Annotated in this window: 17 protein-coding genes; 4 read left to right on the plus strand and 13 right to left on the minus strand. The window is 58.9% G+C overall.

What is annotated here, in order from left to right; all coding sequences use genetic code 11:
- Positions 1–2: 2 nt before the first annotated feature.
- The 3 genes from copA (at position 3) to ybaK (ending at position 4,263) form a co-directional block, all read left to right on the plus strand.
- On the plus strand, positions 3–2,510 hold the full coding sequence (gene copA, locus G6041_RS10010) for a copper-exporting P-type ATPase CopA (RefSeq protein ID WP_012125435.1): 2,508 nt from the start codon (positions 3–5) through the stop codon (positions 2,508–2,510).
- 271 nt (positions 2,511–2,781) lie between these two features.
- The gene (locus tag G6041_RS10015; protein WP_012125436.1) at positions 2,782–3,582 is read left to right on the plus strand and encodes a TraB/GumN family protein; all 801 of its coding nucleotides are present in this window, start codon (positions 2,782–2,784) and stop codon (positions 3,580–3,582) included.
- A gap of 201 nt (positions 3,583–3,783) precedes the next feature.
- A complete protein-coding gene (gene ybaK / locus G6041_RS10020) occupies positions 3,784–4,263 on the plus strand; it encodes a Cys-tRNA(Pro)/Cys-tRNA(Cys) deacylase YbaK (protein WP_007891943.1) in 480 nt (159 codons plus the stop codon).
- 1 nt (position 4,264) lies between these two features.
- On the opposite strand, the gene ushA is transcribed toward ybaK, so the two are convergent.
- Positions 4,265–5,917, minus strand: coding sequence for a bifunctional UDP-sugar hydrolase/5'-nucleotidase UshA (ushA, locus tag G6041_RS10025; RefSeq protein ID WP_012125437.1), 1,653 nt, complete (start codon positions 5,915–5,917; stop codon positions 4,265–4,267).
- A 520-nt stretch (positions 5,918–6,437) separates the two neighbouring features.
- Between ushA and ybaL the strand changes: the two genes are divergently transcribed.
- Complete coding sequence (gene ybaL / locus G6041_RS10030; protein WP_004387268.1) at positions 6,438–8,120, plus strand: YbaL family putative K(+) efflux transporter; 1,683 nt, start codon at positions 6,438–6,440, stop codon at positions 8,118–8,120.
- A 253-nt stretch (positions 8,121–8,373) separates the two neighbouring features.
- Here the strand turns inward: ybaL and G6041_RS10035 are convergent, their stop codons facing one another.
- From G6041_RS10035 to G6041_RS10090, 12 genes are all read right to left on the minus strand, one after another.
- Positions 8,374–9,678, minus strand: coding sequence for an inosine/guanosine kinase (locus tag G6041_RS10035; RefSeq protein ID WP_004387930.1), 1,305 nt, complete (start codon positions 9,676–9,678; stop codon positions 8,374–8,376).
- 63 nt (positions 9,679–9,741) lie between these two features.
- Positions 9,742–10,704 carry a ferrochelatase gene (hemH, locus tag G6041_RS10040; RefSeq protein WP_004387931.1) on the minus strand — a complete coding sequence of 321 codons (963 nt, stop codon included), beginning with the start codon at positions 10,702–10,704 and terminating at the stop codon, positions 9,742–9,744.
- 120 nt (positions 10,705–10,824) lie between these two features.
- Complete coding sequence (locus G6041_RS10045; protein WP_012125439.1) at positions 10,825–11,979, minus strand: glycerate kinase; 1,155 nt, start codon at positions 11,977–11,979, stop codon at positions 10,825–10,827.
- A gap of 10 nt (positions 11,980–11,989) precedes the next feature.
- Positions 11,990–13,255 carry a GntP family permease gene (locus G6041_RS10050; protein WP_004385034.1) on the minus strand — a complete coding sequence of 422 codons (1,266 nt, stop codon included), beginning with the start codon at positions 13,253–13,255 and terminating at the stop codon, positions 11,990–11,992.
- A gap of 120 nt (positions 13,256–13,375) precedes the next feature.
- The gene (locus G6041_RS10055) at positions 13,376–14,509 is read right to left on the minus strand and encodes a sugar diacid recognition domain-containing protein (RefSeq protein WP_012125440.1); all 1,134 of its coding nucleotides are present in this window, start codon (positions 14,507–14,509) and stop codon (positions 13,376–13,378) included.
- A gap of 134 nt (positions 14,510–14,643) precedes the next feature.
- Positions 14,644–15,288: an adenylate kinase gene (gene adk / locus G6041_RS10060; protein WP_007891936.1), complete on the minus strand. Its 645-nt coding sequence runs from the start codon at positions 15,286–15,288 to the stop codon at positions 14,644–14,646.
- 440 nt (positions 15,289–15,728) lie between these two features.
- Positions 15,729–17,603 (minus strand): molecular chaperone HtpG, encoded by a 1,875-nt coding sequence (gene htpG, locus G6041_RS10065; RefSeq protein WP_012125442.1) that lies wholly within the window; start codon positions 17,601–17,603, stop codon positions 15,729–15,731.
- Positions 17,604–17,760: 157 nt separating this feature from the next.
- Complete coding sequence (gene recR, locus G6041_RS10070; protein WP_004386895.1) at positions 17,761–18,366, minus strand: recombination mediator RecR; 606 nt, start codon at positions 18,364–18,366, stop codon at positions 17,761–17,763.
- Positions 18,367–18,440: 74 nt separating this feature from the next.
- Entirely contained in the window at positions 18,441–19,526 is a 1,086-nt protein-coding gene (locus tag G6041_RS10075; protein ID WP_012125443.1) for a type 1 fimbrial protein, read from the minus strand.
- Positions 19,527–19,574: 48 nt separating this feature from the next.
- Positions 19,575–20,150 carry a fimbrial protein SthD gene (locus tag G6041_RS10080; RefSeq protein WP_041460585.1) on the minus strand — a complete coding sequence of 192 codons (576 nt, stop codon included), beginning with the start codon at positions 20,148–20,150 and terminating at the stop codon, positions 19,575–19,577.
- A gap of 28 nt (positions 20,151–20,178) precedes the next feature.
- Positions 20,179–22,668 carry a fimbria/pilus outer membrane usher protein gene (locus G6041_RS10085; RefSeq protein ID WP_012125445.1) on the minus strand — a complete coding sequence of 830 codons (2,490 nt, stop codon included), beginning with the start codon at positions 22,666–22,668 and terminating at the stop codon, positions 20,179–20,181.
- A 95-nt stretch (positions 22,669–22,763) separates the two neighbouring features.
- A complete protein-coding gene (locus G6041_RS10090; protein WP_012125446.1) occupies positions 22,764–23,441 on the minus strand; it encodes a fimbrial assembly chaperone in 678 nt (225 codons plus the stop codon).
- Positions 23,442–23,444 lie beyond the last annotated feature (3 nt).

Raw genomic sequence — 23,444 nt, forward strand, 5'->3', positions numbered from 1 at the left:
GTATGTCAAACACCATAGAACTGGCCCTGGACGGGCTTTCCTGCGGACACTGCGTAAAACGGGTGAAAGAGAGCCTGGAGCAGCGCCCGGACGTTGAACGCGCGGATGTCACGATTGAACATGCCAGCGTCACCACTACCGCGCCTGCGGACGCCCTGATTGAGACGGTGAAACAGGCCGGTTACGACGCGACCCTCGCACACCCAAAGGCTAACCCGCTGACAGAGTCATCAACCCCGTCGGAAGCACTGACAGCGGCGCAACCTGAGCTTCCGGCAGCGGATAACGCCGACGATGACGACAGCCGACAGCTGCTTATCAACGGCATGAGCTGCGCCAGTTGCGTGAGCCGCGTTCAGAACGCCCTGCAAGGGGTGGCGGGCGTCACGCAGGCACGGGTGAATCTGGCGGAGCGCACGGCGCTGGTGATGGGCCATGCCTCCGCCGCTGATTTAATCGCGGCGGTTGAAAAAGCGGGCTACGGCGCAGAGGCTATCGATGACGACGCCGAACGCCGCGAGCGCCAGCAGCAGACCGCGCAGGCGGCCATGAAACGCTTTCGCTGGCAGGCGGCGCTCGCGCTCGCCGTCGGCATTCCGGTGATGATCTGGGGCATGTTCGGCGACAACATGATGGTCACCGACGCCAACCGTTCGCTCTGGCTGGTCATTGGGTTTATCACGCTCGGCGTGATGGTTTTCGCGGGCGGTCATTTTTATACCAGCGCCTGGAAAAGCCTGCGCAACCGCAGCGCGACAATGGATACGCTGGTGGCGCTCGGCACCGGCGCGGCCTGGCTCTACTCCATGAGCGTCAACCTCTGGCCGCAGCATTTTCCGATGGAAGCGCGTCATCTCTATTACGAAGCCAGCGCCATGATTATTGGTCTGATTAATCTTGGTCATATGCTGGAGGCGCGCGCCCGCCAGCGTTCATCGAAAGCGCTGGAACGCCTGCTGGATCTGACGCCGCCGGTTGCGCGCGTTGTCACGCCGGAAGGTGAGAAAAGCGTGCCGCTGGCGGAGGTGACGCCGGGCATGACGCTGCGCCTCACCACCGGCGATCGCGTCCCTGTGGATGGCGACATTACCGACGGCGAAGGCTGGTTTGACGAAGCGATGCTGACCGGCGAGCCGGTGCCGCAGCAAAAAGCGGCGGGTGATGCGATCCACGCGGGCACCGTTGTGCAGGATGGCAGCGTGCTGTTTCGCGCCGCCGCGGTGGGCAACCACACCACGCTGTCGCGCATTATTCGCATGGTGCGCCAGGCGCAGAGCAGCAAGCCGGAAATCGGCAAGCTGGCCGACCGCATCTCCGCGGTTTTTGTTCCGGTCGTGGTGCTGATTGCGCTGTTCAGCGGCGCGGTCTGGTATTTCGCAGGCCCGGCCCCGCAGATCGTCTATACGCTGGTGATTGTCACCACGGTGCTGATTATCGCCTGCCCCTGCGCGCTGGGCCTTGCCACGCCGATGTCGATTATCTCTGGCGTCGGGCGCGCGGCGGAGTTTGGCGTACTGGTGCGTGACGCCGACGCGCTGCAACGCGCAAGCGACGTCGACACGCTGGTGTTTGACAAAACCGGCACGTTAACCGAAGGCAAACCGCAGGTGGCGGCCATCGCCACCACGGGCGACATCACCGAAGCGGACGCGCTGCGCCTCGCCGCCGCGCTGGAGCAAGGCTCCAGCCACCCGCTCGCGCGCGCCATTATCGAACGTGCCGGCGGCGCAGACCTTCCCGCCGTCAGTGGTTTTCGCACGCTGCGCGGGCTGGGCGTTAGCGGTGAGGCGCAGGGCAAAACGCTGCTGCTCGGTAATCAGGCGTTGCTGGAGGAAAACGGTATTCCGACCGACGCGCTGCGCGATGAGGCGCAGCGTCAGGCAAGCCTCGGCGCCACGCCGGTGCTGCTGGCGGTGGACGGTACGCTGGCGGCTCTCTTCGCCATTCGCGACCCGCTGCGTGAAGACAGCGCCGATGCACTGGCGCGCCTGCACCGCGAAGGCTACCGGCTGGTGATGCTGACCGGCGACAATGCCGTCACCGCGAACGCCATCGCCCGCGAGGCGGGCATTGATGAAGTGATTGCAGGCGTCCTGCCGGATGGCAAAGCACAGGCGATTCAGAAGCTTCAGCAGGCGGGCCGCAAAGTGGCGATGATTGGCGATGGCATTAACGACGCCCCGGCGCTGGCCCAGGCGGAAGTGGGGATCGCGATGGGCGGCGGCAGCGATGTGGCTATTGAAACCGCCGCGATTACCCTGATGCGCCACAGCCTGACGGGAGTCGCCGACGCGATGGCGATTTCCAAAGCGACGCTTGGCAATATGAAACAGAACCTGCTCGGTGCCTTTATCTATAACGCACTCGGCATTCCCGTGGCGGCAGGCGTGCTGTGGCCGCTGACCGGCACCCTGCTGAACCCGGTGGTCGCAGGCGCGGCGATGGCGCTCTCATCGATTACCGTCGTCAGTAACGCCAACCGGCTGCTGCGGTTTAACCCGAAAAAATAAGCGCAAGCCCGCTCCGGCGGGCTTTTTTATGGCCGCAACACAGTGATGCAGATTCGGAAAACCAGCCAGGTTGCCCGCTACGCCGTTTCCCCTGCGCCAGCCATAGTATTTATTACACCGCGCCTGATTCAGGCATTATCGTGCTCGCCGTGTTGCACCACAGCCGCTTGCCTGCCGGTGAACGCTCCGTCCGAACGGCTTCACCCCGCCTCTTGTTTGCACCCGTCCCGCCTGCGCGTTAGCATGGCTTTTTACGTCATGGGAAGTGGTTATGGGCCTGTTATGTCGTCTGCGCACCTGGTTTGACACGCTGCGCCCCGGTTATCCGTGGCCGGCGGTGGATATTACGCTGCCCGGCGGGCGCTATCTGCACCTGGTCGGCAGCATTCATATGGGCACTGCGGATATGGCGCCGCTCCCCGCGCGTCTGGTGGACAAACTGCGGCGCGCCGACGCGCTGATTGTCGAAGCCGATATCCGTGGCAATGACTCGCCCTTCGGCGATCCGCCGCCCTGCCCGCCGCTCGGCGAGCGTCTCGACGAGGCGCTGTTCCTCCAGCTTGAGAAACTCATCGACGATCTGGCGCTGCCGCTCTCCCGGCTCGATACGCTGCCGCTCTGGCAGGTGGCGCTGATTTTACAAGCGCACCAGGCGCAGCGCCTCGGCCTGCGGCCCGATTTTGGCATCGATTATCAGCTCTTAAACGCGGCGCAGACGCACCAGGTGAAAGTAAACGAACTGGAGGGCGCACAGAGTCAGGTGGAGCTGCTGCGTCGCCTGCCGCAGGACGGTCTGGCGCTGCTTGAAGATACACTGACCCACTGGCACACCAACGCGCGGCTGTTGCAGATTATGATGGGCTGGTGGATGGCGCGTCCGCCAGAGGCGGCAGGCAGCGTCGCGCTGCCGAACACCTTCAGCGCCGAGCTTGGCGATATGCTGATGCAGCAGCGTAACCGGCAGTGGCATCACTACCTGCTTTCGCTGCCGCCGGGGCGTTACGTGGTGGCCGTCGGCGCGCTGCATCTTTATGGCGAGAACAATCTACCGGCGATGTTTCGCACCTCTTAAAAAGAAGGCCAGTATCGCTACTGGCCCGTCAAAGAGGAACTTTTCGTTATTGTCGTTATGCCGTGCGCCTTAGCGGACGGTTGCGGCGATTGTCGCGCAAACCATCCACGCTGCCAATATAATCCCGCAAGCTGATACAATTTTTTCGCCCCTGTCTGGCGCTATGCTGTGCCGACAGGTCACAGAAATGGGAAAGGAAACATGACGCCCGCGGTTAATCTACTCGAAAAAAATAAGATAGCTTTTACGCTGCACGCCTATGAGCACGACCCGAATGAAACCAACTTCGGCGATGAAGTGGTGCGCAAGCTCGGGCTTAATGCAGAGCAGGTCTATAAAACGCTGCTGGTGGCGGTAAATGGCGATATGAAACATCTGGCCGTCGCCGTCACGCCAGTCGCCACACAGCTGGATTTGAAAAAGGTCGCGAAGGCGCTCGGCGCCAAGAAAGTGGAAATGGCGGACCCGATGATAGCGCAGCGCACCACCGGGTATCTGGTAGGCGGCATCAGCCCGCTCGGGCAGAAAAAGCGCCTGCCGACGCTGATTGACGCGCCCGCCCGCGACTTCCCGACCATTTATATCTCCGGCGGCAAGCGCGGGCTGGATATCGAACTGGCGGCGGCGGATTTAGCGACGCTGCTGAACGCGCAGTTCGCCGATATCGCCCGCCGCGACTGAGTTACTGCCAGCTCACTTCGCCTTTCGGCTCAAAAGTGTTTACATCCAGCGGCGAGCTCTGCTGGATGTACTGCTTGAGCACTTCGGCATCCACAAAACCGGTATTCACGTAACCCGGCTTTTTATCGATGGGCGGATAACCGTCGCCGCCCGTCGCGTTAAAGCTGAGCGTCGCCATACGGTAAGTTTTCGCCGGATCGACCGGTTCGCCTTTGATTTTGACATCATTCAGCGTGCCGCCCGAGGCCGTAAAGCTCACGTTGGCGAACTGCGGATAAGCGCCGGAATCCGGTTTTTTCTGCGCGACAGCGGTCAGGTACTCCAGCACCTCTTTACCCGTCATATCGACATACACCAGCGTATTGCCGAACGGCTGGACCTTGAGCACGTCTTTATAGGTAATGTCGCCGCCTTCGATGGAATCACGAATGCCGCCGCCGCTCATCACCGCGAAATCCGCGCCGGTGCGGGCTATCTGGGCGTTAAGAATTAAGTGGCCCATGCTGGTCTGCACAAAACGCACTTTGCTGCGATCGCCTTCAAGCCGCCCGTTGACGCTGCCGATTTTGACCATCAGCTGCGCCTGGCCCTTTTTCTGGAACGGCGTCAGCAGCGAGAGCATCTGCGGGTTCTCCGGGATCTGCGGCGTGTAGAGCACGCGCTCGGTCTGGCCGTTATCCCAGGTCACTTTTTTCTTCAGGTTGATGGGGATGAGCTGATAGCGCACCAGCTTCATTTCGCCATTGCGGAACTGGAAATCCGCGCGGCCGACATATTTGCCCCACTCATGCGCCTGCACAATCCAGGTGCCGTTCTGCCGATCCGGCGCACACGGGGTGCCCGGCACGTAATCCACCTGTTTTTTATTCTCTGACGCCATACAGACCGGATCTTGTGAGTGACCGCCCACAATCATCGTCAGCGCGCCTGCCGGCAGCGCGCGCGCCAGCTCGACATCCCCGGGCGCGTTAGAGCCGTGATCGCCGTTATCGTAATGACCCATATGGGTGGCGGCGATGATGACGTCCGGTTTTTCATTCTGCTGCAGCTCCTGAATCACCAGTTTCGCTTCGTCGGCAGGCTTGCGGAATTCGATATCGGTGAAATATTCCGGATTGCCGATTTTCGCGGTGTCGTCGGTCGTTAACCCGATCACCGCGATTTTAATGCCCTGCGGTTTGAAAATCGCCCAGGGTTTAAAGAGGCGCTCATTGGTGCTTTTCTGATAGATGTTGGCGGAGAGCAGCGGGAATTTGGCCCACTTTTCCTGCTGGCGCAGCACGCTCAGCGGGTTGTCGAACTCATGGTTGCCGACGGCCATCGCGTCATAACCAATCAGATTCATGCCGCGAAAATCGGGCTCGGCGTCCTGTAAATCAGATTCCGGCACACCGGTGTTGATATCGCCGCCGGAGAGCAACAGCACGCTGCCGCCCTGCGCGGTGACATCACGCCGTACGCTGTCCACCAGCGTCTTCTGCGCCGCCAGACCATATTCGCCATATTCGTTGCGCCAGAAATGACCGTGATGATCGTTGGTGTGCAAAATGGTGATGTTATACGTTTTATCCTGCTCCCAGGCGGATGCCCCGCCGCTCAGCAGGCTAAGCCCCGCCAGCAGCGCGACAGCCAACCCTTTTCTGGCTAACCCCATGACAACTCTCCCTATCCTTAACGTGAATGCTGAAATTACAGCGCCTGCCGAACATACTCAACTTTGTTTTCAGATTTGCGACTTTCCTCAAAACCACAGCGTAACGGCAAGCAAGGTTTATGTCTTGTTACAAAAGCGGCGATTTAATGGCTCACAAACAAAAAAAGGTCTCTGCACGGCAAATTCACTGAATTGCTATCACCTTACGTTCATCTGCTCGTCAAAAAAGCGCCATTTTTCATCTGGGCAGCGTTATCAAAGCGTCGTTTACTTTTTCCTTTCTTAAAACACGTACTTTTGTCAGTGAAAGCACAAAATGGCCCGACCTGTTATCCGCATATCTTCTCGGTTTGTTCCTGATAATATGGATTTCTGCGTCCGGTTCGCATTTTTTGCTCTTAATGAGCGATTTCAGAAAGTTTTCGCTAATAAACTGCCCCGCGCTGCCGAAAATTGTCATAAACTGTTACGAGTTGCACGCAAAACATCCGGTGTATCACATTCAACGAAAGGAGACGGAATGCATCACGCCACACCGCTTATCACCACACTTGTCGGTGGCCTTGTTCTGGCCTTTATTCTCGGTATGCTCGCCAACCGGCTGCGTATCTCACCGCTGGTGGGATACCTGCTCGCAGGCGTGGTGGCCGGGCCGTTTACGCCCGGTTTTGTCGCGGATACAAAGCTTGCGCCGGAGCTGGCGGAGCTTGGCGTGATCCTGCTGATGTTCGGAGTGGGTCTGCATTTTTCTCTGAAGGATTTGATGGCGGTAAAGTCTATCGCCATTCCCGGCGCGATTTTGCAGATAGCCGTGGCGACGCTGCTGGGCGCCGGGCTCTCCACCTTCCTCGGCTGGTCACTGATGACCGGCATTGTGTTCGGTCTGTGTCTTTCTACCGCCAGTACCGTGGTGCTGCTGCGCGCGCTTGAAGAGCGGCAGTTGATAGAGAGCCAGCGCGGGCAGATAGCCATCGGCTGGCTTATCGTTGAAGATCTGGTGATGGTGCTGACGCTGGTACTGCTGCCTGCCGTCGCCGGGATGCTGGAGAAAGGCGATCTCGGTCTTGCGACGCTGAGCCTCGATATGGGCATTACGCTTGGCAAAGTCATTGCGTTTATCGCGCTGATGATGCTGGTGGGTCGCCGCCTGGTGCCGTGGATCCTGGCGCGCAGCGCCGCCACCGGCTCGCGGGAGCTGTTTACGCTCGCGGTGCTGGCGCTGGCGCTCGGCATTGCCTTCGGCGCGGTCGAGCTGTTTGACGTCTCATTCGCGCTGGGCGCGTTCTTCGCAGGCATGGTACTGAACGAATCGGAGCTGAGCCACCGCGCCGCGCACGATACGCTGCCGCTGCGCGATGCCTTCGCGGTGCTGTTTTTCGTCTCGGTCGGGATGCTGTTCGACCCGATGATTCTGGTTCAGCAACCGCTGGCGGTGCTGGGCACGCTGCTGATTATCCTGTTCGGCAAATCGATCGCCGCGTTTGCGCTGGTGAAACTGTTCGGCCACTCGCGCCGCACCGCGCTGACGATTGCGGTGAGCCTCGCGCAGATTGGTGAATTCGCGTTTATCCTGGCCGGGCTTGGCATGGCGCTGGATCTGCTGCCGCAGGACGGGCAGAACCTGGTGCTGGCGGGCGCGATCCTGTCCATCATGCTTAACCCGGTGCTGTTTGTGCTGCTGGAGCGTTTCCTGTCGCGTCACGACGAGCTGGAGGAGCAGACGCTGGAAGAGGCGATGGAAGAGGAACAGCAGAACCCGGTGGATATCTGCAATCACGCGCTGCTGGTGGGTTATGGCCGCGTCGGCAGCCTGCTTGGCGAGAAGCTTATCGCCGAGGGCATTCCGCTGGTGGTGGTGGAAACCTCACGCACCCGCGTCGAGGCATTGCGCGAGCGCGGCGTTCGCGCGGTGCTTGGCAATGCCGCTAACGAGCAGACGATGACGCTGGCGCATCTCGACTGCGCGCGCTGGCTGCTGTTGACCATCCCGAACGGTTATGAAGCCGGTGAAATCGTCGCTGCCGCGCGTGAGAAGCGCCCGGATATCGAAATCATCGCCCGCGCGCATTATGACGACGAGGTGGATTACATCACCGAGCGCGGCGCGAATGAGGTGGTGATGGGCGAGCGGGAAATCGCGAGCACGATGCTGCGTATGCTCGATAAGCCCGAGCAGGCGCAGGAGATTTTGAGCCACAGTTGATGGGCGGGAAGGCGTGCGTGACGGTGAAAAAGGTGGATGCGGCTGCGCCTTACCCACCCTACAAAAACCAGGCCGTTTAACCGTAGGGCGGGTAAAGGTGGGTGCGGCTGCGCCTTACCCACCCTACAAAAACCAGGCCGTTTAACCGTGGGGCGGGTAAAGGTGGGTGCGGCTGCGCCTTACCCCCCCTACAAAAAACAGACCGTTAACCGTAGGGCGGGTAAGCATTAGCGCACCCGCCATAACGTAACGGTTAACGCTCCCAGTACGCCTCTTCGAGGCTATCTTCGCGCTCAGGCAGACCGCGCGTCAGACGCGGCGAATGCTGGTTCAGCACCTGATAACTCACGCGGTTCGCGTATTTACACACCTGCGCCAGCGACGAATAGGTCAGCCAGGCGTATTTATGCTTGCTGGAGTTCGGCACGTTGGTACGGTGATAATTATTGGCGGTAATATCATGCAGCAGCGCCGCCAGCGCGCCGTCGCCGGCACCGTTGGTGTTCATTATCTTCTCCGGCCCGCCCATGTACGGCGCGATATGGGAGAAAATACGCAGTGGCTTTTCACAATCTTTAAAGCGCATCGCGCGGCTGAATTCATACTGGTTGAACTCGGCGATCGCGCCCGGCAGCAGCGGATGCTGGGTTTTGCGCTTGCCTTCCTCTTCGGTAAAGCCCGCCATATAGAGCCCGACCGGCCCGGCGGTACAGAGCACCAGATCCACCCAGTCGAGTGCCTTATCCGACGCCAGCAACGGATCGCTTTCGCCCGTCAGCGCCTCGCCCTCTTCTTCGTTCATCGCGAGAATCGACACGTGCTCTTTCAGGAAATCGCGCCACCACTGCGGGTTATCGGCAATCACATATTTGGTACCGAGCGTCAGCACCACCGGCACGTTATGCTTTTTGGCGTAACGAATGGCGGTCATGGTGGCCTCCGGCATCGGCTCGCCGGGTTTGCAGCGCACCAGATAGGAGGTCAGCACCAGCGCCGACGCGCCGGCAATCACCTCTTCCGGGATGCTCTCAGGGCGCAGCTGGTTCATCTGGCCTGGGCTGATGGCGAAGGTGCGCTCGCCCTGCTCGCTTATCAGCGTGAAGCAGCGGCCAATCGCGCCGTCGACGCCCTGGAGATAGTTCAGATCGGTACGGCTTGAGGTGTTACAGAGATAACGGTAGGCGTAGCTGCCAATCTGTACGTTATTACACATGACGCCCAGCAGCACCGAGCGGTCGTCCGCCAGTACGGAGTAGTTGTGCATCGTGTTACCAATGGTGCCACCGGCAAACTGATGGGTGATGAGATTTTCACGCACCAGCTCCTGGTACAGCGCTTCGGCGACATCGTCTTCAATCACCAGCGAATGGCCGAGACTCAGCCCGTAGCGTTCGATAAACGCGTCATCCACGCGGGCTTCGATATCCACCAGCGTCTGGTCGATACCCACCACCCAGGAGGCGCTGACATCGGATTCAGGTTGAATTTGTTGCAGGAGCGGATCGCGGTCGCTGACGGGAAAATAGTGTTTGGACTTACGTTTGCCGGGAAATTTCATGGTATTGCGTGCGGGTAGCTAATCAGGCGGGGAATGGTAGCACACTACCCGCCCCGCGCGCGATTAACGGTAACGGTCGACAAGCTCCTTCATCATCGCGATATGCGCAGGCTCATCATTAAGTGCCGGAATGTATTCGTACTTTTCACCGCCCGCCTCGATAAAAATCTCGCGGTTCTGCTCGGCGATCTCTTCGAGCGTCTCCAGGCAATCCGAGGAGAAGCCCGGACACATCACCTGAATATGCTTCACGCCTTTCTCGCCCAACATTTTCATGGTTTCGTCGGTATAAGGCGTCAGCCACGGCTCGCGGCCAAAGCGCGACTGGAACGTCATCATCACTTTTTCAGGCGCAATGCCAAGCGCCGAGACCAGCTCGCGTGTGGTGTCGCGGCAGCGCTGCGGGTAGTCGTCGCCTTCATCGGCGTAACGCTGCGGAATGCCGTGGTAAGAGAGCAGTAGCAGATCCGGCTCGCCATGTTTTTCAAACGAGCGCTGTACTGACTGCGCCAGCGCGCTGATGTAAGCCGGTTCGCAGGCGTAATCGCGAATAAGCGTCATGGACGGCAGCTTACGGTAGCGGGCGGTAATGCGCGCCAGCTCGTCCCATACCGCCGCCACGGTGGAGCAGGAGTATTGCGGATAGAGCGCGAGCACAATGATGTGATCGACATGCTGGTCGAGCAGCTTCTGCACGGCGCTGTCGAGCGACGGCTGGCCGTAGCTCATGCCGAGCGCCACCGGCACATCGCCAAGCGCCGCGCTCAGCGCTTTTTCCTGGCGACGACTGTAAACCATCAGCGGCGAGCCCTCTTCCATCCAGATGGACTTATAGAGTTTCGCCACGCGCGGCGAACGCAGCGGCAGAATAACGCCGCGCAACAGCGGCCACCAGATAAAGCGCGGCACGTCCACGACGCGCCGGTCGCTCAAAAACTGCTTTAAATAACGTTTAACGGCTGCCGGGGTGGGTGCCTGCGGGGTGCCGAGATTGACTAATAAAACGCCGCTTTTCACTGACTGCATCACGGTTCCTCATTGATGTCCGGCGCGAACGGTGCGCTTCAGGAGACCTGCCGCACCGCTGCGAATGAAAATCATTGTAACGTAAAAGTTATTTATCGGAACCGATAACAGCAAAAGGCGTTAGCGCCGGTTTTCGGCCAGATGCCAGAGCGCCGCCACGTTGCGGGCTGTGACGCGCAGATTGCGTTCAGCGTCATCCAGCGCCTCCTGAAGCGTGACGATGCGGTCAATCACCGAAAACGCGGCGTCGATGCCGTGCTCATGCACTATCTGATAATCGGGCGTCAGGCTACCCGCAATCGCCACCACCGGGCGCTGAAACTGTTTCGCCACGCGCGCCACGCCAACAGGCGTTTTACCGTGGATGCTCTGGCTGTCGAGCCGCCCTTCGCCGGTAATCACCAGATCCGCGTCGCGCACCGCCTGCGCAAGCCCCAGGGATTCAATAACAATCTCAATGCCAGGGCGCAGCTCTGCGTTCAGCATACCGAGCAGCGCGGCCCCCATGCCGCCCGCTGCCCCCGCCCCCGGCGCGCTGATAATCGCTTTGCCCGTCGCGGCTTCGAGCTGTTCGCCGAAGCGCCTGAGCGCGGCGTCCAGCTCTGTCACCATGGCAGGCGTGGCACCTTTTTGCGGCCCAAACACCGCCGACGCGCCCTTCTCACCGCACAGCGGGTTATCGACGTCGCAGGCGGCGGTCACGCTGACCTGCGCGAGGCGCGGGTCGAGTGCCGAGAGATCAAGCCGTTCCAGCCTGGTCAGCGCCGCACCGCCGGGTGCCAGCTCACGCCCTTCGCCGTCGAGAAACCGCGCGCCCAGCGCCTGCATCATGCCCGCGCCGCCATCGTTGGTGGCGCTGCCGCCGATGCCGATGATAATCGCCTTCACGCCCCGCTCCAGCGCCGCGAGGATAAGCTCGCCGGTGCCGTAACTCGTGGTGATGCGCGGATCGCGCTGCGCGGTTGGCACCAAATGCAGACCGGAGGCCGCCGCCATTTCCACCACCGCCGTTTCACCGTCGCCCAGCAGGCCGAAGAAACCGTCGACGTTGTTGCCGAGCGGCGCGGTCACCGGCGTGGTGATGATCTGCCCGCCGGTCGCGGCGACCATCGCCTCGACGGTGCCTTCGCCGCCGTCCGCCATCGGCACGCAGACGTAGTGCGCCTGCGGGTAAATTTCACGAAAGCCCGCTTCGATAGCCTTCGCGACATCCATTGCGCTCAGGCTCTCCTTAAATGAATCCGGTGCGATAACGATTTTTTTCAGGGTTGTCATAGTTTATTCCTTAAGCAGCAACACCCAGTACGCCGAACATCAGCGCTGAAATGGTGGCAATGGTGAAGCCCACCAGCGTTTCATACGGTAAAAGTTTAAGCCGTTCATGCACGGTCATCCCGACGCTGCCGCCGGTCGCGTGGAAAAAGCTGCCGTGCGGCAGGTGATCGAGCACCGTCGCGCCCGCGTGGATCATCGCCGCCCCGGCAATGCCGCTGACGCCAAGCTCCAGCAGCGTATGGCTAAAAACGGCGGACGCCACGGCGGTGCCAGCGGTAGTGGACGCCGTCGCCATCGACATAAGCGTGCCGGAGAGCGGCGCCAGCAGCCACGCGGGCAGCCCGGTGTGGGTCAGCGTGTCGATCAGCACATCTTTAAGCCCCGAATTGGCGATAATGCCCGCCAGCGCGCCGGTGCCGAGCAGCATAATCGCCACCGGCGCCATGCGGCTTAAGCCTGAGACCATAAACGTATTGCACTGGCGCAGCCGCCCCATCAGCAGCGCGCCCGCAAGCCCGCCCGCCGGAAGCGCGATTAACGGGTCAACGGCGATGCCAGCAATCGGGCGCAACGACAACAACAGAATCGCTACCAGCGGCGCGCTGATGGCCGCGGCGAAACCCGGACGCGGGCCGGTATCCTGTACCGGTAGCTCTTGCTCGGTGACCCGGCTGCCTTTATTGCTTAAGCGGTTCGCCAGAAAACAGGCCATCGCCAGACCAAACAGCCCCGGAATGACGCCCGCGAGCATTACGGAGGTGAGCGGCACATGGAAGTTATCCGCTGCGGCGATGGTATTCGGGTTTGGCGACATCACGTTACCCGCTTTGCCGCCGCCAATCATGGCGAGCAGGATAGCGATACGCGAGATGCCCGCACGCTGAGCGATAGAGAGCGCGATGGGCGCGACGGTGATCACCGCCACATCGATAAACACGCCGACCGCCGTCAGGATAAGCGTCGCGATGGCGAGCGCCAGCAGGCTGCGCTTTTCGCCCACCTTGCGCACGATGGTCTCCGCGATGGTGTGCGCCGCGCCGGACTCAATCAGCACGCCTGCCAGCACGCCCGCCGCCAGAATGCGCATCACCGCGTTGGTGATGCCCTGCGCGCCTTCAATCATCAGGCTGACCGTATGGACAAGATCCGCACCGCCGACCAGGCCGCCTGCCAGCGCGCCCGCCAGCATGCCGTAAGCCGGTGGCACTTTACGCAGAATTAATACAATCGCGACGACCAGCGCCGTCAGCGCGCCGAGAGTGGATACCGTTGTCATTATTGTTTTCTCTTTGAGGTAAGGGTCTGGACAACATAGCGTCGCGCCGCGGGGAAAGCCTGAGCGAAACCCACAAAGAAAGCGTGCTGCCGCCCGCCTGCGTTTGTGGGTTTCTACAACTCACGCCTGTGTCAGCATCCCGACATAAAGCTGGAGGCAGTCAGATAACTGGTTGATTTTAAGGCCGGTGATGGCCTCGATACGCTGTAGTCGGTAGCGTAGCGTGTTGACGTGGATATGCAGCGCGCTGGCCGTCTGCGCCTGCTCACAATTTCGGGAAAAATAGTGGCGCAGGGTCTGGCGCAGCACGCCTTTATCATCGTGTTCCGCCAGCCTGCGCCAGGGCGCGCCAAGCTCTTCGGCGCGCCAGTCGTCACCGAGATCGCAAAGCAACGCCGCCAGCGGATTTTCATCATAAACCAGCGTTTTGTGGCGAAGCTTAAGACGGCGCGCCATCGACTGCGTGGCCCGCGCCGCGCGCAGCGAACGGGACGGCCCCGCGTCGCCGGGGTAAAAGCCGCCCAGGATCAACCGCACGTTAAACCGCCCCTGCCAGAGCGCATGCAGATGCTGCGCCTGGTGACGTTCCTGCTGCGGGCTCCACTGGCCGTTTTCCATGCTCGCCGGGCGCAGCATGACCATTTCGCTAAAACCGGTCATGGCGAACAGCGCATCGCGCGCCTCGCGCTCAAGCTCCGCGAGCAGTTCGCGCATCTGTTGCGGGTTGCCGTCGCGCAGTTCGATTATCCACGCGATACGCGGCACCGAGAGCGCAACGCCAAGCCAGGCGGCCATTGATTCACGCGCCTCTGTGTCGCCGCCGCCTGCGAGCAGCTGTAGCGTGAGTTCTTCGCGGTAGCGTTTCTCCCACTGGTTTTGCTCAAGCAACGCCGCCTGCTCGACCATCAGCTCGGCCGCCATTTTTACCAGTTCGCCACAGGCGCGCACCTGCGAAGGCTCGCCGGAAATACCGATAACGCCAATCTGGCGCTGGCGAAAACAGAACGGCAGATTGATGCCAGGGCGCACGCCCTTCAGATGACGCGCGGTGGCGGCGTCTATCTCCACGACGCGGCTCTCGGCGAGCGCCAGCAGCGCCCCTTCGTGACGCTCCATCAGGCGCTGCGGATCGCCGGAGGCGATGATGACGCCGTGGCTGTCCATGACGTTAACCGGGTAGTCGATGATGCTCATGGCGCGCCGGACAATCAGCCGGGCGGTGGACTCATCCAGGAGCGGAGTCTGTCTGAACATGCGGGTTTCCTGTGTGTTGATCCGCAAACGTTATACGCCCTCAGGCAGGAAAATTTAAGGCGCAGGCGGCAAGGATGTGAGGCGCAGATAGCAAAACGCCGGGCTGAGCCCGGCGTTGGTCATACCTCTTCGGCTTAACCGAGGATTTTTTCCAGTTCGGCGCGCACGTCGCCAACGGCTTTGGTGCCGTCGACTTTGGCGTAACGGGTGTTGCCCGCTTCCGCTTCTTTGCGGTAGTAGCCGATCAGCGGCTCGGTCATCTCATGGTATTCCACCAGACGCTTACGCACGGTTTCTTCCTGATCGTCTTTACGGGTGGTCAGCGCTTCACCGGTCACGTCGTCTTTGCCTTCCACTTTCGGCGGATTGAATTTGATGTGGTAAACGCGACCAGACGGCGCGTGAACGCGGCGGCCAACGATACGGTCAACAATCAGTTCATCCGGCACGTCGAATTCCAGCACGTAGTCAACGTTGATGCCCGCTTCCTTCATGGCGTCCGCCTGAGGAATGGTGCGCGGGAAACCGTCCAGCAGGAAACCGTTGCGGCAATCTTCCTGGGCGATACGCTCTTTGACCAGCGCAATCACCAGCTCGTCGGTAACCAGCTTGCCGGCGTCCATAATGTCTTTCGCCTGTTTACCCAGCTCAGAGCCAGATTTCACTGCCGCGCGCAGCATGTCACCGGTGGAGATTTGCGGAATGCCGTATTTCTCCATGATGAATTGTGCCTGAGTCCCCTTTCCTGCGCCCGGAGCGCCGAGCAGAATAATACGCATTGCGTAATTCTCCATACGTTTGCATTTTCACTACGTGATTGAAGCGAAAACCATACCATTAAAGGCGCTATGCCGACAACAAACGCGGCGGAGGGTAAATGGTTTCACCGGGGCGTGACGGGCAGAAAATGGCCCAGGCGGTATAAAAAAGGCGGGCACGCGAGGTGTCCGCCTTTTTACCAGTGATGTAATGGGTGTGGGCGTTTGCGACGGTAAAGAGCGTTGCGCTGGCGGGTGCGCTTCGCTTACCCGCCCTACAGACTGCCTGCTCCGCTTTACGGTGGAGGGTGCACGTTGCTTACCCGCCCTACGAAACTGTCTGCTTCGCGTTGCGACGGCGGGTGCGCTTCGCTTACCCGCCCTACGTTATTACAACGCCCTCGTTGTAGGGTGGGTAAGCGTTAGCGCACCCACCTTAACAAAACGCCCCTGACGCGCGATCAGGAGACCAGCAGCTGGTTCATACGACGGATAAACTGGTTAGGATCTTCCAGCGTTCCGCGCTCGGCGAACAGCGCCTGATCGAGCAGCAGCTCCACCCACTCTTTAAACTGCGCCTCGTCCTGAGTATCGGCGGTGCGTTTCACCAGCTGATGATCCGGGTTCAGCTCAAAAATGTATTTCACTTCCGGCACCGCCTGGCCCGCCGCGGCGAAAAGCTTCGCCATCTGCGTGCTCATCTCGTCGTTGTCGGTGGTGACAATCGCTGGCGTGTCGGTCAGACGATGCGTCAGACGCACCTCTTTCACGCGATCGCCCAGCAGGGTTTTCACACGCTCAACAAACGGCTCCAGTGCTTTTTCCGCTTCTTTGGCGCTTTCGTCGACTTCATCCGCCAGTTTCTCCAGCGATTCGTCGGCTTTCGCCACAGACTGGAACGCTTTACCGTCGAACTCGGTGAGATAGCTCATCATCCATTCGTCGATGCGATCGGAAAGCAGCAGCACTTCGATGCCTTTCTTACGCAGCAGCTCCAGATGCGGGCTGCTCTTCGCGGCCGCGTAGCTGTCGGCGGTGATGTAGTAGATCTTCTCCTGCCCTTCTTTCATGCGGGAGACATAATCTGCAAGCGACACGGTCTGCGCGGCGGAATCGGTATGCGTGGAGGCGAAACGCAGCAGTTTGGCGATCGCTTCCTGGTTGGCGCTGTCCTCCGCCGGGCCTTCTTTCAGCACCAGGCCGAACTGTTTCCAGAAGGTCTGGTATTTTTCGGCGTCGTCTTTAGCCAGTTTCTCCAGCATCTGCAATACGCGTTTGGTCAGCGCGCTGCGCAGGTTGCGGGTAATGGAGCTGTCCTGAAGAATTTCGCGCGATACGTTGAGCGGCAGATCGTTGGAGTCAATCAGGCCGCGCACAAAGCGCAGGTAGTTCGGCATGAACTGTTCGGCGTCGTCCATGATAAACACGCGCTGCACGTAGAGTTTCAGACCGTGTTTATGATCGCGGTTCCACATATCCCACGGCGCCTGGGACGGGATGTACAGCAGGCTGGTGTATTCCTGCTTCCCTTCCACGCGGTTGTGGCTCCAGGTCAGCGGATCGGTGAAGTCGTGCGCGATGTGTTTATAGAACGCTTTATATTCGTCGTCGCTGACTTCGCCTTTGCTGCGAGTCCACAGCGCCTGTGCCTTGTTGATTTTCTCCCAGGAGACGATGGTTTCGCCGTCTTTCTCCTCGCGGGTTTCAATCTCAACCGGCAGCGCGATATGGTCGGAGTATTTGCTGATGATCGAGCGCACGCGCCAGTCGTTTAAGAACTCATCTTCGCCTTCGCGCAGGTGCAGCGTGATTTCGGTGCCGCGATCCGCTTTGCTGATATCCGCAACGGTATATTCGCCTTCGCCTTCCGATTCCCAGAACACCGCTTCATCGGCGCTGACGCCTGCCGCGCGGGTGCGCACAGTCACTTTATCGGCGACGATAAACGCCGAGTAGAAGCCCACGCCGAACTGACCGATAAGCTGGCTGTCTTTCGCCTGGTCAGAGCCCATCGATTCAAGAAATGCTTTGGTGCCCGATTTCGCGATGGTACCGAGATGGTCGATAACCTCATCGCGGGTCATCCCGATGCCGTTATCGGCGATGGTCAGGGTGCGTTTGTCTTTATCAAACGACACGCGCACGCGCAGATCGCCGTCGCCTTCATAGAGATCGGGGCTGGAAAGCGCACGGAAGCGCAGTTTGTCCGCCGCATCCGAGGCGTTGGAGATAAGCTCACGCAGGAAAATCTCTTTATTTGAATAGAGAGAATGGATCATCAGGTGCAGAAGCTGTTTGACCTCTGACTGAAAACCACGGGTCTCTTGTCCTTTCATAATGGTGATACCTCAACAAAACAGGCCACAGTGAACAAAAACGGTTGAGGCAGAGATGGGGATAGCGGAGAAATTTTTCAAGCGGCAGGCAAAGCGGGGAACGCTGACTGGTTAAAAGCCGCACAATGCGGCTTTCGTAAGTAGAATCGTTTGACGCTTAAAACGTCATTTTATGCCGCCCGGCAAGCGAGTGCGAAAGCGTGGTGCCGTCGACCATTTCGAGCTCGCCGCCCACCGGCACGCCGTGCGCGATACGGCTTGCGTCAACGCCATACTGGGCGCAGAGCTCGGCGATGTAATTGGCGGTCGCCTCGCCTTCCACCGTCGGGTTGGTGGCGAGAATAATCTCTTTTAACGGCTCTGCGGCGAGGCGCTGCTCCAGGCGATCAAGCCCGATATCGTCCGGACCGATACCGTCGAGCGGCGAAAGATGGCCCATCAGTACGAAATAGCGGCCCGAGAACTGGCCGGTCTGCTCGATGGCGTGGATATCCGCCGGGCTTTCCACTACGCAAATCTGTCCGTTTTCCTGACGGCGCGGATTGGTGCAGATATTACATTTTTCCTGCTCGGTGAAGGTGCGGCAGTCGGCGCAGTGGCCTATCTCCGACATGGCGCGGGTCAGCGCCTGAGCAAGCCGCATCCCGCCGCTGCGATCGCGTTGCAGCAGCGTAAACGCCATGCGCTGCGCCGATTTCGGGCCCACGCCCGGCAGGCAGCGCAACGCTTCCATCAGTTGAGTCAGCAGAGGACTGGTCTGCATCAGTGAAATTCCTTAACCAAAAACAAAGCGTGTAGATTACCACTTGCGCCTTTATGCACGCACCCTAAACCTGCTTAGTTATAGGATAGCGTAAGCGTCCCGGCCGCGTTGGCTTTGCCTGGCGTGACCTCAGCGCCGGTTTTGTAGTAGTTGGCTGTAAAGAGCAGCGTTTCCGATGCGCCTGCGCCGCCGGGATTCGCCGGATCGGTAAAATAGCTGTAGCGCCGTTCCGCATCATAGGTGCGCTGAGACGTGAGCAGCGGGATCGGCGTGCCGATGGGGAGACCCGCTTTCCCGCTGTCGTAGCCGCCAGACGCGAGTTTCAGATTCAACTGAACGCCGAGGCCGGTCGCCACGTCTGACGCGCCGGTATCCGAGAGCGCGATAACCGTATTATTCGCCGTGTCGCCGCCAGCCTGAGGCGCCTGGACTTCCAGCGTGACGTTGGTGCCCGGTTCGCACGAGAGCGTGACCGTTTTTTGCGCCTCGCCCACCTGTGAGTTGTTATCAAACGCTGCCGCGTCGATATCACCCATCACAAAATTCAGCGAGGCCGTGTCTGCGGTGCATCCCATCGCCTTTACATCCACTGCAGAGGAAGAGACATCAAGCTGCGAGGCGATATCGCCGTTCGAACTTATATTTTCGCGCTCGCGGAAATCCACGCGCGCCAGCGGGGATGGCAAAATCAGGCGGCCGCTGCTGATTTTCCCGCCCGTTGCCACCAGCTGTAAACGGTACGCGGAGCCATTTAGCGTATGGCTGCTGCCAAACAGGCTGCCGTCGCCATTGCGCCAGTCGTTATCAATAGTGGTTTCATCGTCATACGGCCCGGCCTGGTTGAGGGTAAATACACGCACCCCAACGCCGTCCAGGTTCGTGGGGTAAATATGCCCGCCCAGCGAGTCGCCCGTTTGTGGCGCATTCAGATAGATAAAGCCAACAAAATAGCCCATGTTACAGTTATGTATCGTCACTTTATCATCGCTACCCGCAATATAACCGGAGTCATATAACACCGTATCTTGCGCATAAGAGCCACTTTCCACCACGATATGCTCCGGCAAATGCACCGACGAGACGGAAATATCGTCACTGCGGTCACGCTGGCACGCGGCGTGGGTGGTGGTAGAAAGAAGCGAGAAAAAAAGCATGAACATCAAAACAGGCCAGCGCATATCAAACTCTTAAGCGTTATTCAGTGAAGGTTACGGGTAAATAAAATTAATCGTGACGGAACTGCTGAAATCCCCGGCGGTGGGTTTCCCCAGCGGCGAGTACATGCGGGCAATGAGGCTTAACATGCCGCTATGGGTATCGGCCTTAATGGGCACGCTGTAACTGACACCGTTGGCGAGATTCACCAGCGGTTTGCCGTCGAAATTAATTAATTGCAGCCCAAGATCGCCCGCGCCATTTTCCGCCTGATTCGCGTAAATCGCGGTTCCCATCGCACCATTGTCATAAGGCTGACCGCTGAACTGTGCCGTCGCTTCGCTCAGGCCAGCCGTACAGCCGGTTAACTTAACGAGCACAGGAATGCTGGCGCTATTGGCACCGGCGATAGACAAATCCTGTCGGTTGAACGTGCCAAGCTTCACCACGCTCGGCGCTTCGATGTTGCAGGAAGGCCGAATAATCGTGCCGGTGACGGAAAAGTTAATCGTATCCTGACTGCCTGCCGCCAGCCCCGGTACGGGAACCAGTGCGTTGCTGATAAACAGCGCTAACGCCATTCGACGCCAGCGGCCAGAAAAAACGCCGCGCAACCACGACTTCATCATTTGTTCACTCCCGTGAAAGAGGCGGTGCTTACTCACACGCCGCCTGCTGAAAAATAATCCCGCCAGCGGTTGAAGCCGGTTGCAGCGTATAGTCAACCCGACACTGCTGCGCGCTCTCCGCCCCCCACCTGACCTGCAACTGCCCTTTCGGGCTCAGCCCGGCCAGATAAACCTGCCCGTCCTCGCCGACGATATCGCTGTGCGCTGTCGGGTCCGGGTTATCCGATGTTGTGACCAGCGCACCGAAAGGCACGGGTTTGCCATGAAAGGTGAGCGTCAGCATCGCTTTCAGCCCGGCAAAGGTCTGGTAGCGCGCTTTCACCACGGCACCGCGCGTCGGCACCACTTTTTTAGTGATATTTTCAATGTCGGTATCGCTTTCCTGCGCAAGCCCGCTGTCATCGAGCGAAATCGCATTCTCGTGATACGGGCGAACATAAGGCACGACGGCGTTGCCGTGAGCATCGGTGTGGACATTGTTCTGCCCATTGACCGGAATATCCTTCGCGCCAGGTGCCGTGACGATCGCGACACTCTCATTTAGCGTTCGGGAGAACGTCAGGCCATCGGCGTGCGCGACCATTCCGCCCCGCAGCGCATAGTTATAGCGGCTGGTAAAATTGTCATAACCGTAGCCGCCGGACATTTCGCCCCATGAATTCTGATAGTTAAGACTGACGTTGCCGTTCGTTTTCTTATTGGTGGCGTTATAGCCTTCCTGCACCTGCCAGTTGAGGCTATTGCCGGCAAGCGCCGAACCGCTCATGCCAAGGCTGTGCATTGTGGCGCCGTGCGCGCTGCTGTTCATGGCGTAGTTCATTGAGGCGGAGGCGAGTTCTCCCTTATGGTCGAACGCACTGAAGGGCACATTGACAGTCAACGCAATAAGGCTATCGTTGGTTCGCTTAGTGTCATCGCTGCCGGTAACGTTCATGTTCCGGGCATAGCTAATAAAATAAGTAATCTGCCCCCAGTTATTGCCATATCCCAGGTTCATGGAGGTCATTTGCGACTGGTTCCAGTAGCGCTCTTTCATCAGCGATAACGAAAGCGAGCCCACTTTGGTACTTTGCGATAACGTGACGTCAAAGCGGTGCTGCGCATGATCGGTGTTATCGATCTCTTCAGCGGTGTCGCGGGCGTTAATCAGATCCTGAAAAGAGTAAAAGCCGCGCGTCGCGTAGCGATAACTGGCGACGGAAATATCCGTGCCGGTTTCCTGCAACGTTTTGCTATAGCGCATACGCCAGGCCTGCCCGGTACTGCTTTTCATATTGCCGGGGGTTAATCGATCGGCGAGTTGCGCTTTGGCCTGTGTCACATCTACCGACAGCGCGCCGAAATTCCCGAGATTCGCGCCAATCCCCAGCGCATAGCTGGAGTAGATATCCTGCGCCTGAGTGATACCCCCGTAGAACGTGAGCGCGTTGGATAGCCCCCAGGCCGCGTCAGACTGGATAAAATCCAGCGCGTTTTTTGCATCGCCATCGTTGCGGGTCGTGCCGGCAACCAGCGAATACGTTAACTGATGCTCGCGCTGTAACACCGCCAGCGACGCAAAAGGCACGACAAAATTCTGCTCGCTGCCGTCTGACTCTTTCACCGTCACGTTCAGGTTACCCGCGCTACCGGTCGGGTAGATATCATCGATTTCAAACGGCCCCGGCGGCACAGAGGTTTTGTAAATGCTGTTGCCGTTCTGATAAACCGTCACTTCTGCGTCGCTGCGGGCAATACCGCGTACCACAGGCGCGAAGCCCTGCTGACTGTCCGGCAGCATGTCATTATCGGACGCCAGCGACACGCCGGTGTACGCGACACTGTCGAAGACTTTGGCGTCAGTATTTCCTTCGCCTATCATCAGCCGGCTTTTCAGCGTGCGAATATCACGGGAGACGTGGCTGTAGACCGAATGCCACTGATGTTTTCCATCGTTGATGTTAAGCGTTGAGTAGTTACGCAGTCGCCAGGCCCCGAAGTTAAACCCCGGCTGGAGGCTGACGAACTGGCTGTGACGCACGGCATCGTTCACGCGCGACGTGGTGGTCTGCCCGGAAAAACTGTAATTCAAAAGCCCGGCGGTGATGCCGTCATCCCATTTTTCTTCGGGCACATAACCGCGCGCGCGATGCGTCATCGCCAGTTGCGCAATGGAGAGTTCAAAACGTTGCTGATTGAGTATTAACCGGGCGGACACGCCCTGGATAGCCAGCAGGTTAGCGCAGGTCTCACCCTGTTTTGTCAGATCCGGATAATTTTCAACCTTGATGTTCCATTGGCGGAGCTGTTCCAGCGTCAGGCACGGCAACAGCAGGCGTTTATTCTCCGCCGTGTCGACATAACGGAAAGTAAAAGTACCGGCATCGACTAATTCACCGTTGATATAAATATCGACGTTGTAATCCCCCGCCGGAGTTTGCTCCTCGCTGAACAAATTCAGATCAAGCGCTGAGGCTGACGTTTCGCTGGTCTCCAGCAGATGCGGATTAAAATATTCATTTGCCCGGGCTACGCGCATTGCAGAAAACGCTGCGCAGATTATCCCGAGGGTAATCACTGGCCGTATTTTCGTTAATGATGTCATTGCGCGATGCCCGGTCATAAATGCAAAAATTAATATCTGGCGGTGTGTTCGTTTCCACGCATGCCAAAATCGTTAATTATCTGCCATTTCACGTCACCATGATTTTGCGCTTTGGGCAGTGAAAAATCGGCGCTGGAAAAAGGCGCGACAAACGTGGCACTCTTCACCGGTGTGTTATTCACTGTGACGGTAGAGAAATTCATATAATACGGCGTGGGGTTATTTACTTTTACTGCATTACCGTCAGCGCTCCACGTTAATTTATCGGCGACGGATTCGGGCACATTGCCACGCAGGCTAGCCGGGCGGTAAATTAATTTAATGCGCGAGTTAATGGCAATTTGCACTTCATTTTTGGCAGGCGTTCCCTCCATTGCCGGAATCCCTTTGACATTCAGCCAGAACATAGACTCGCGATCGTCAGGCAACGTTTTTCCGGAGCGAACAATACGCACAGAGGCTTTTTCACCGGCGTTCAGACGAAACAGCGGCGGCGTAATAATCATCGTGTCTTTTGCGGCGGAATCTGCCGAGACAGGCGATATCCAGGACTGCACCAGGTTGGCGGTTTTGTCTTTATTCTGTACGGATAATGTCGCCGCTTTTTGTTGACCATCGAAGATGACACGCGTGCCGCCGACGACAACACTCGCCTGTGCGGCGCTGACAGAAAGTGCGCAAAGCAGCGCGATTGCTAACGGTTTCATAGA

Origin of the sequence: Cronobacter sp. HA18003 (assembly GCF_011605905.1) — a bacterium.
Classification (GTDB): domain Bacteria; phylum Pseudomonadota; class Gammaproteobacteria; order Enterobacterales; family Enterobacteriaceae; genus Cronobacter; species Cronobacter sakazakii.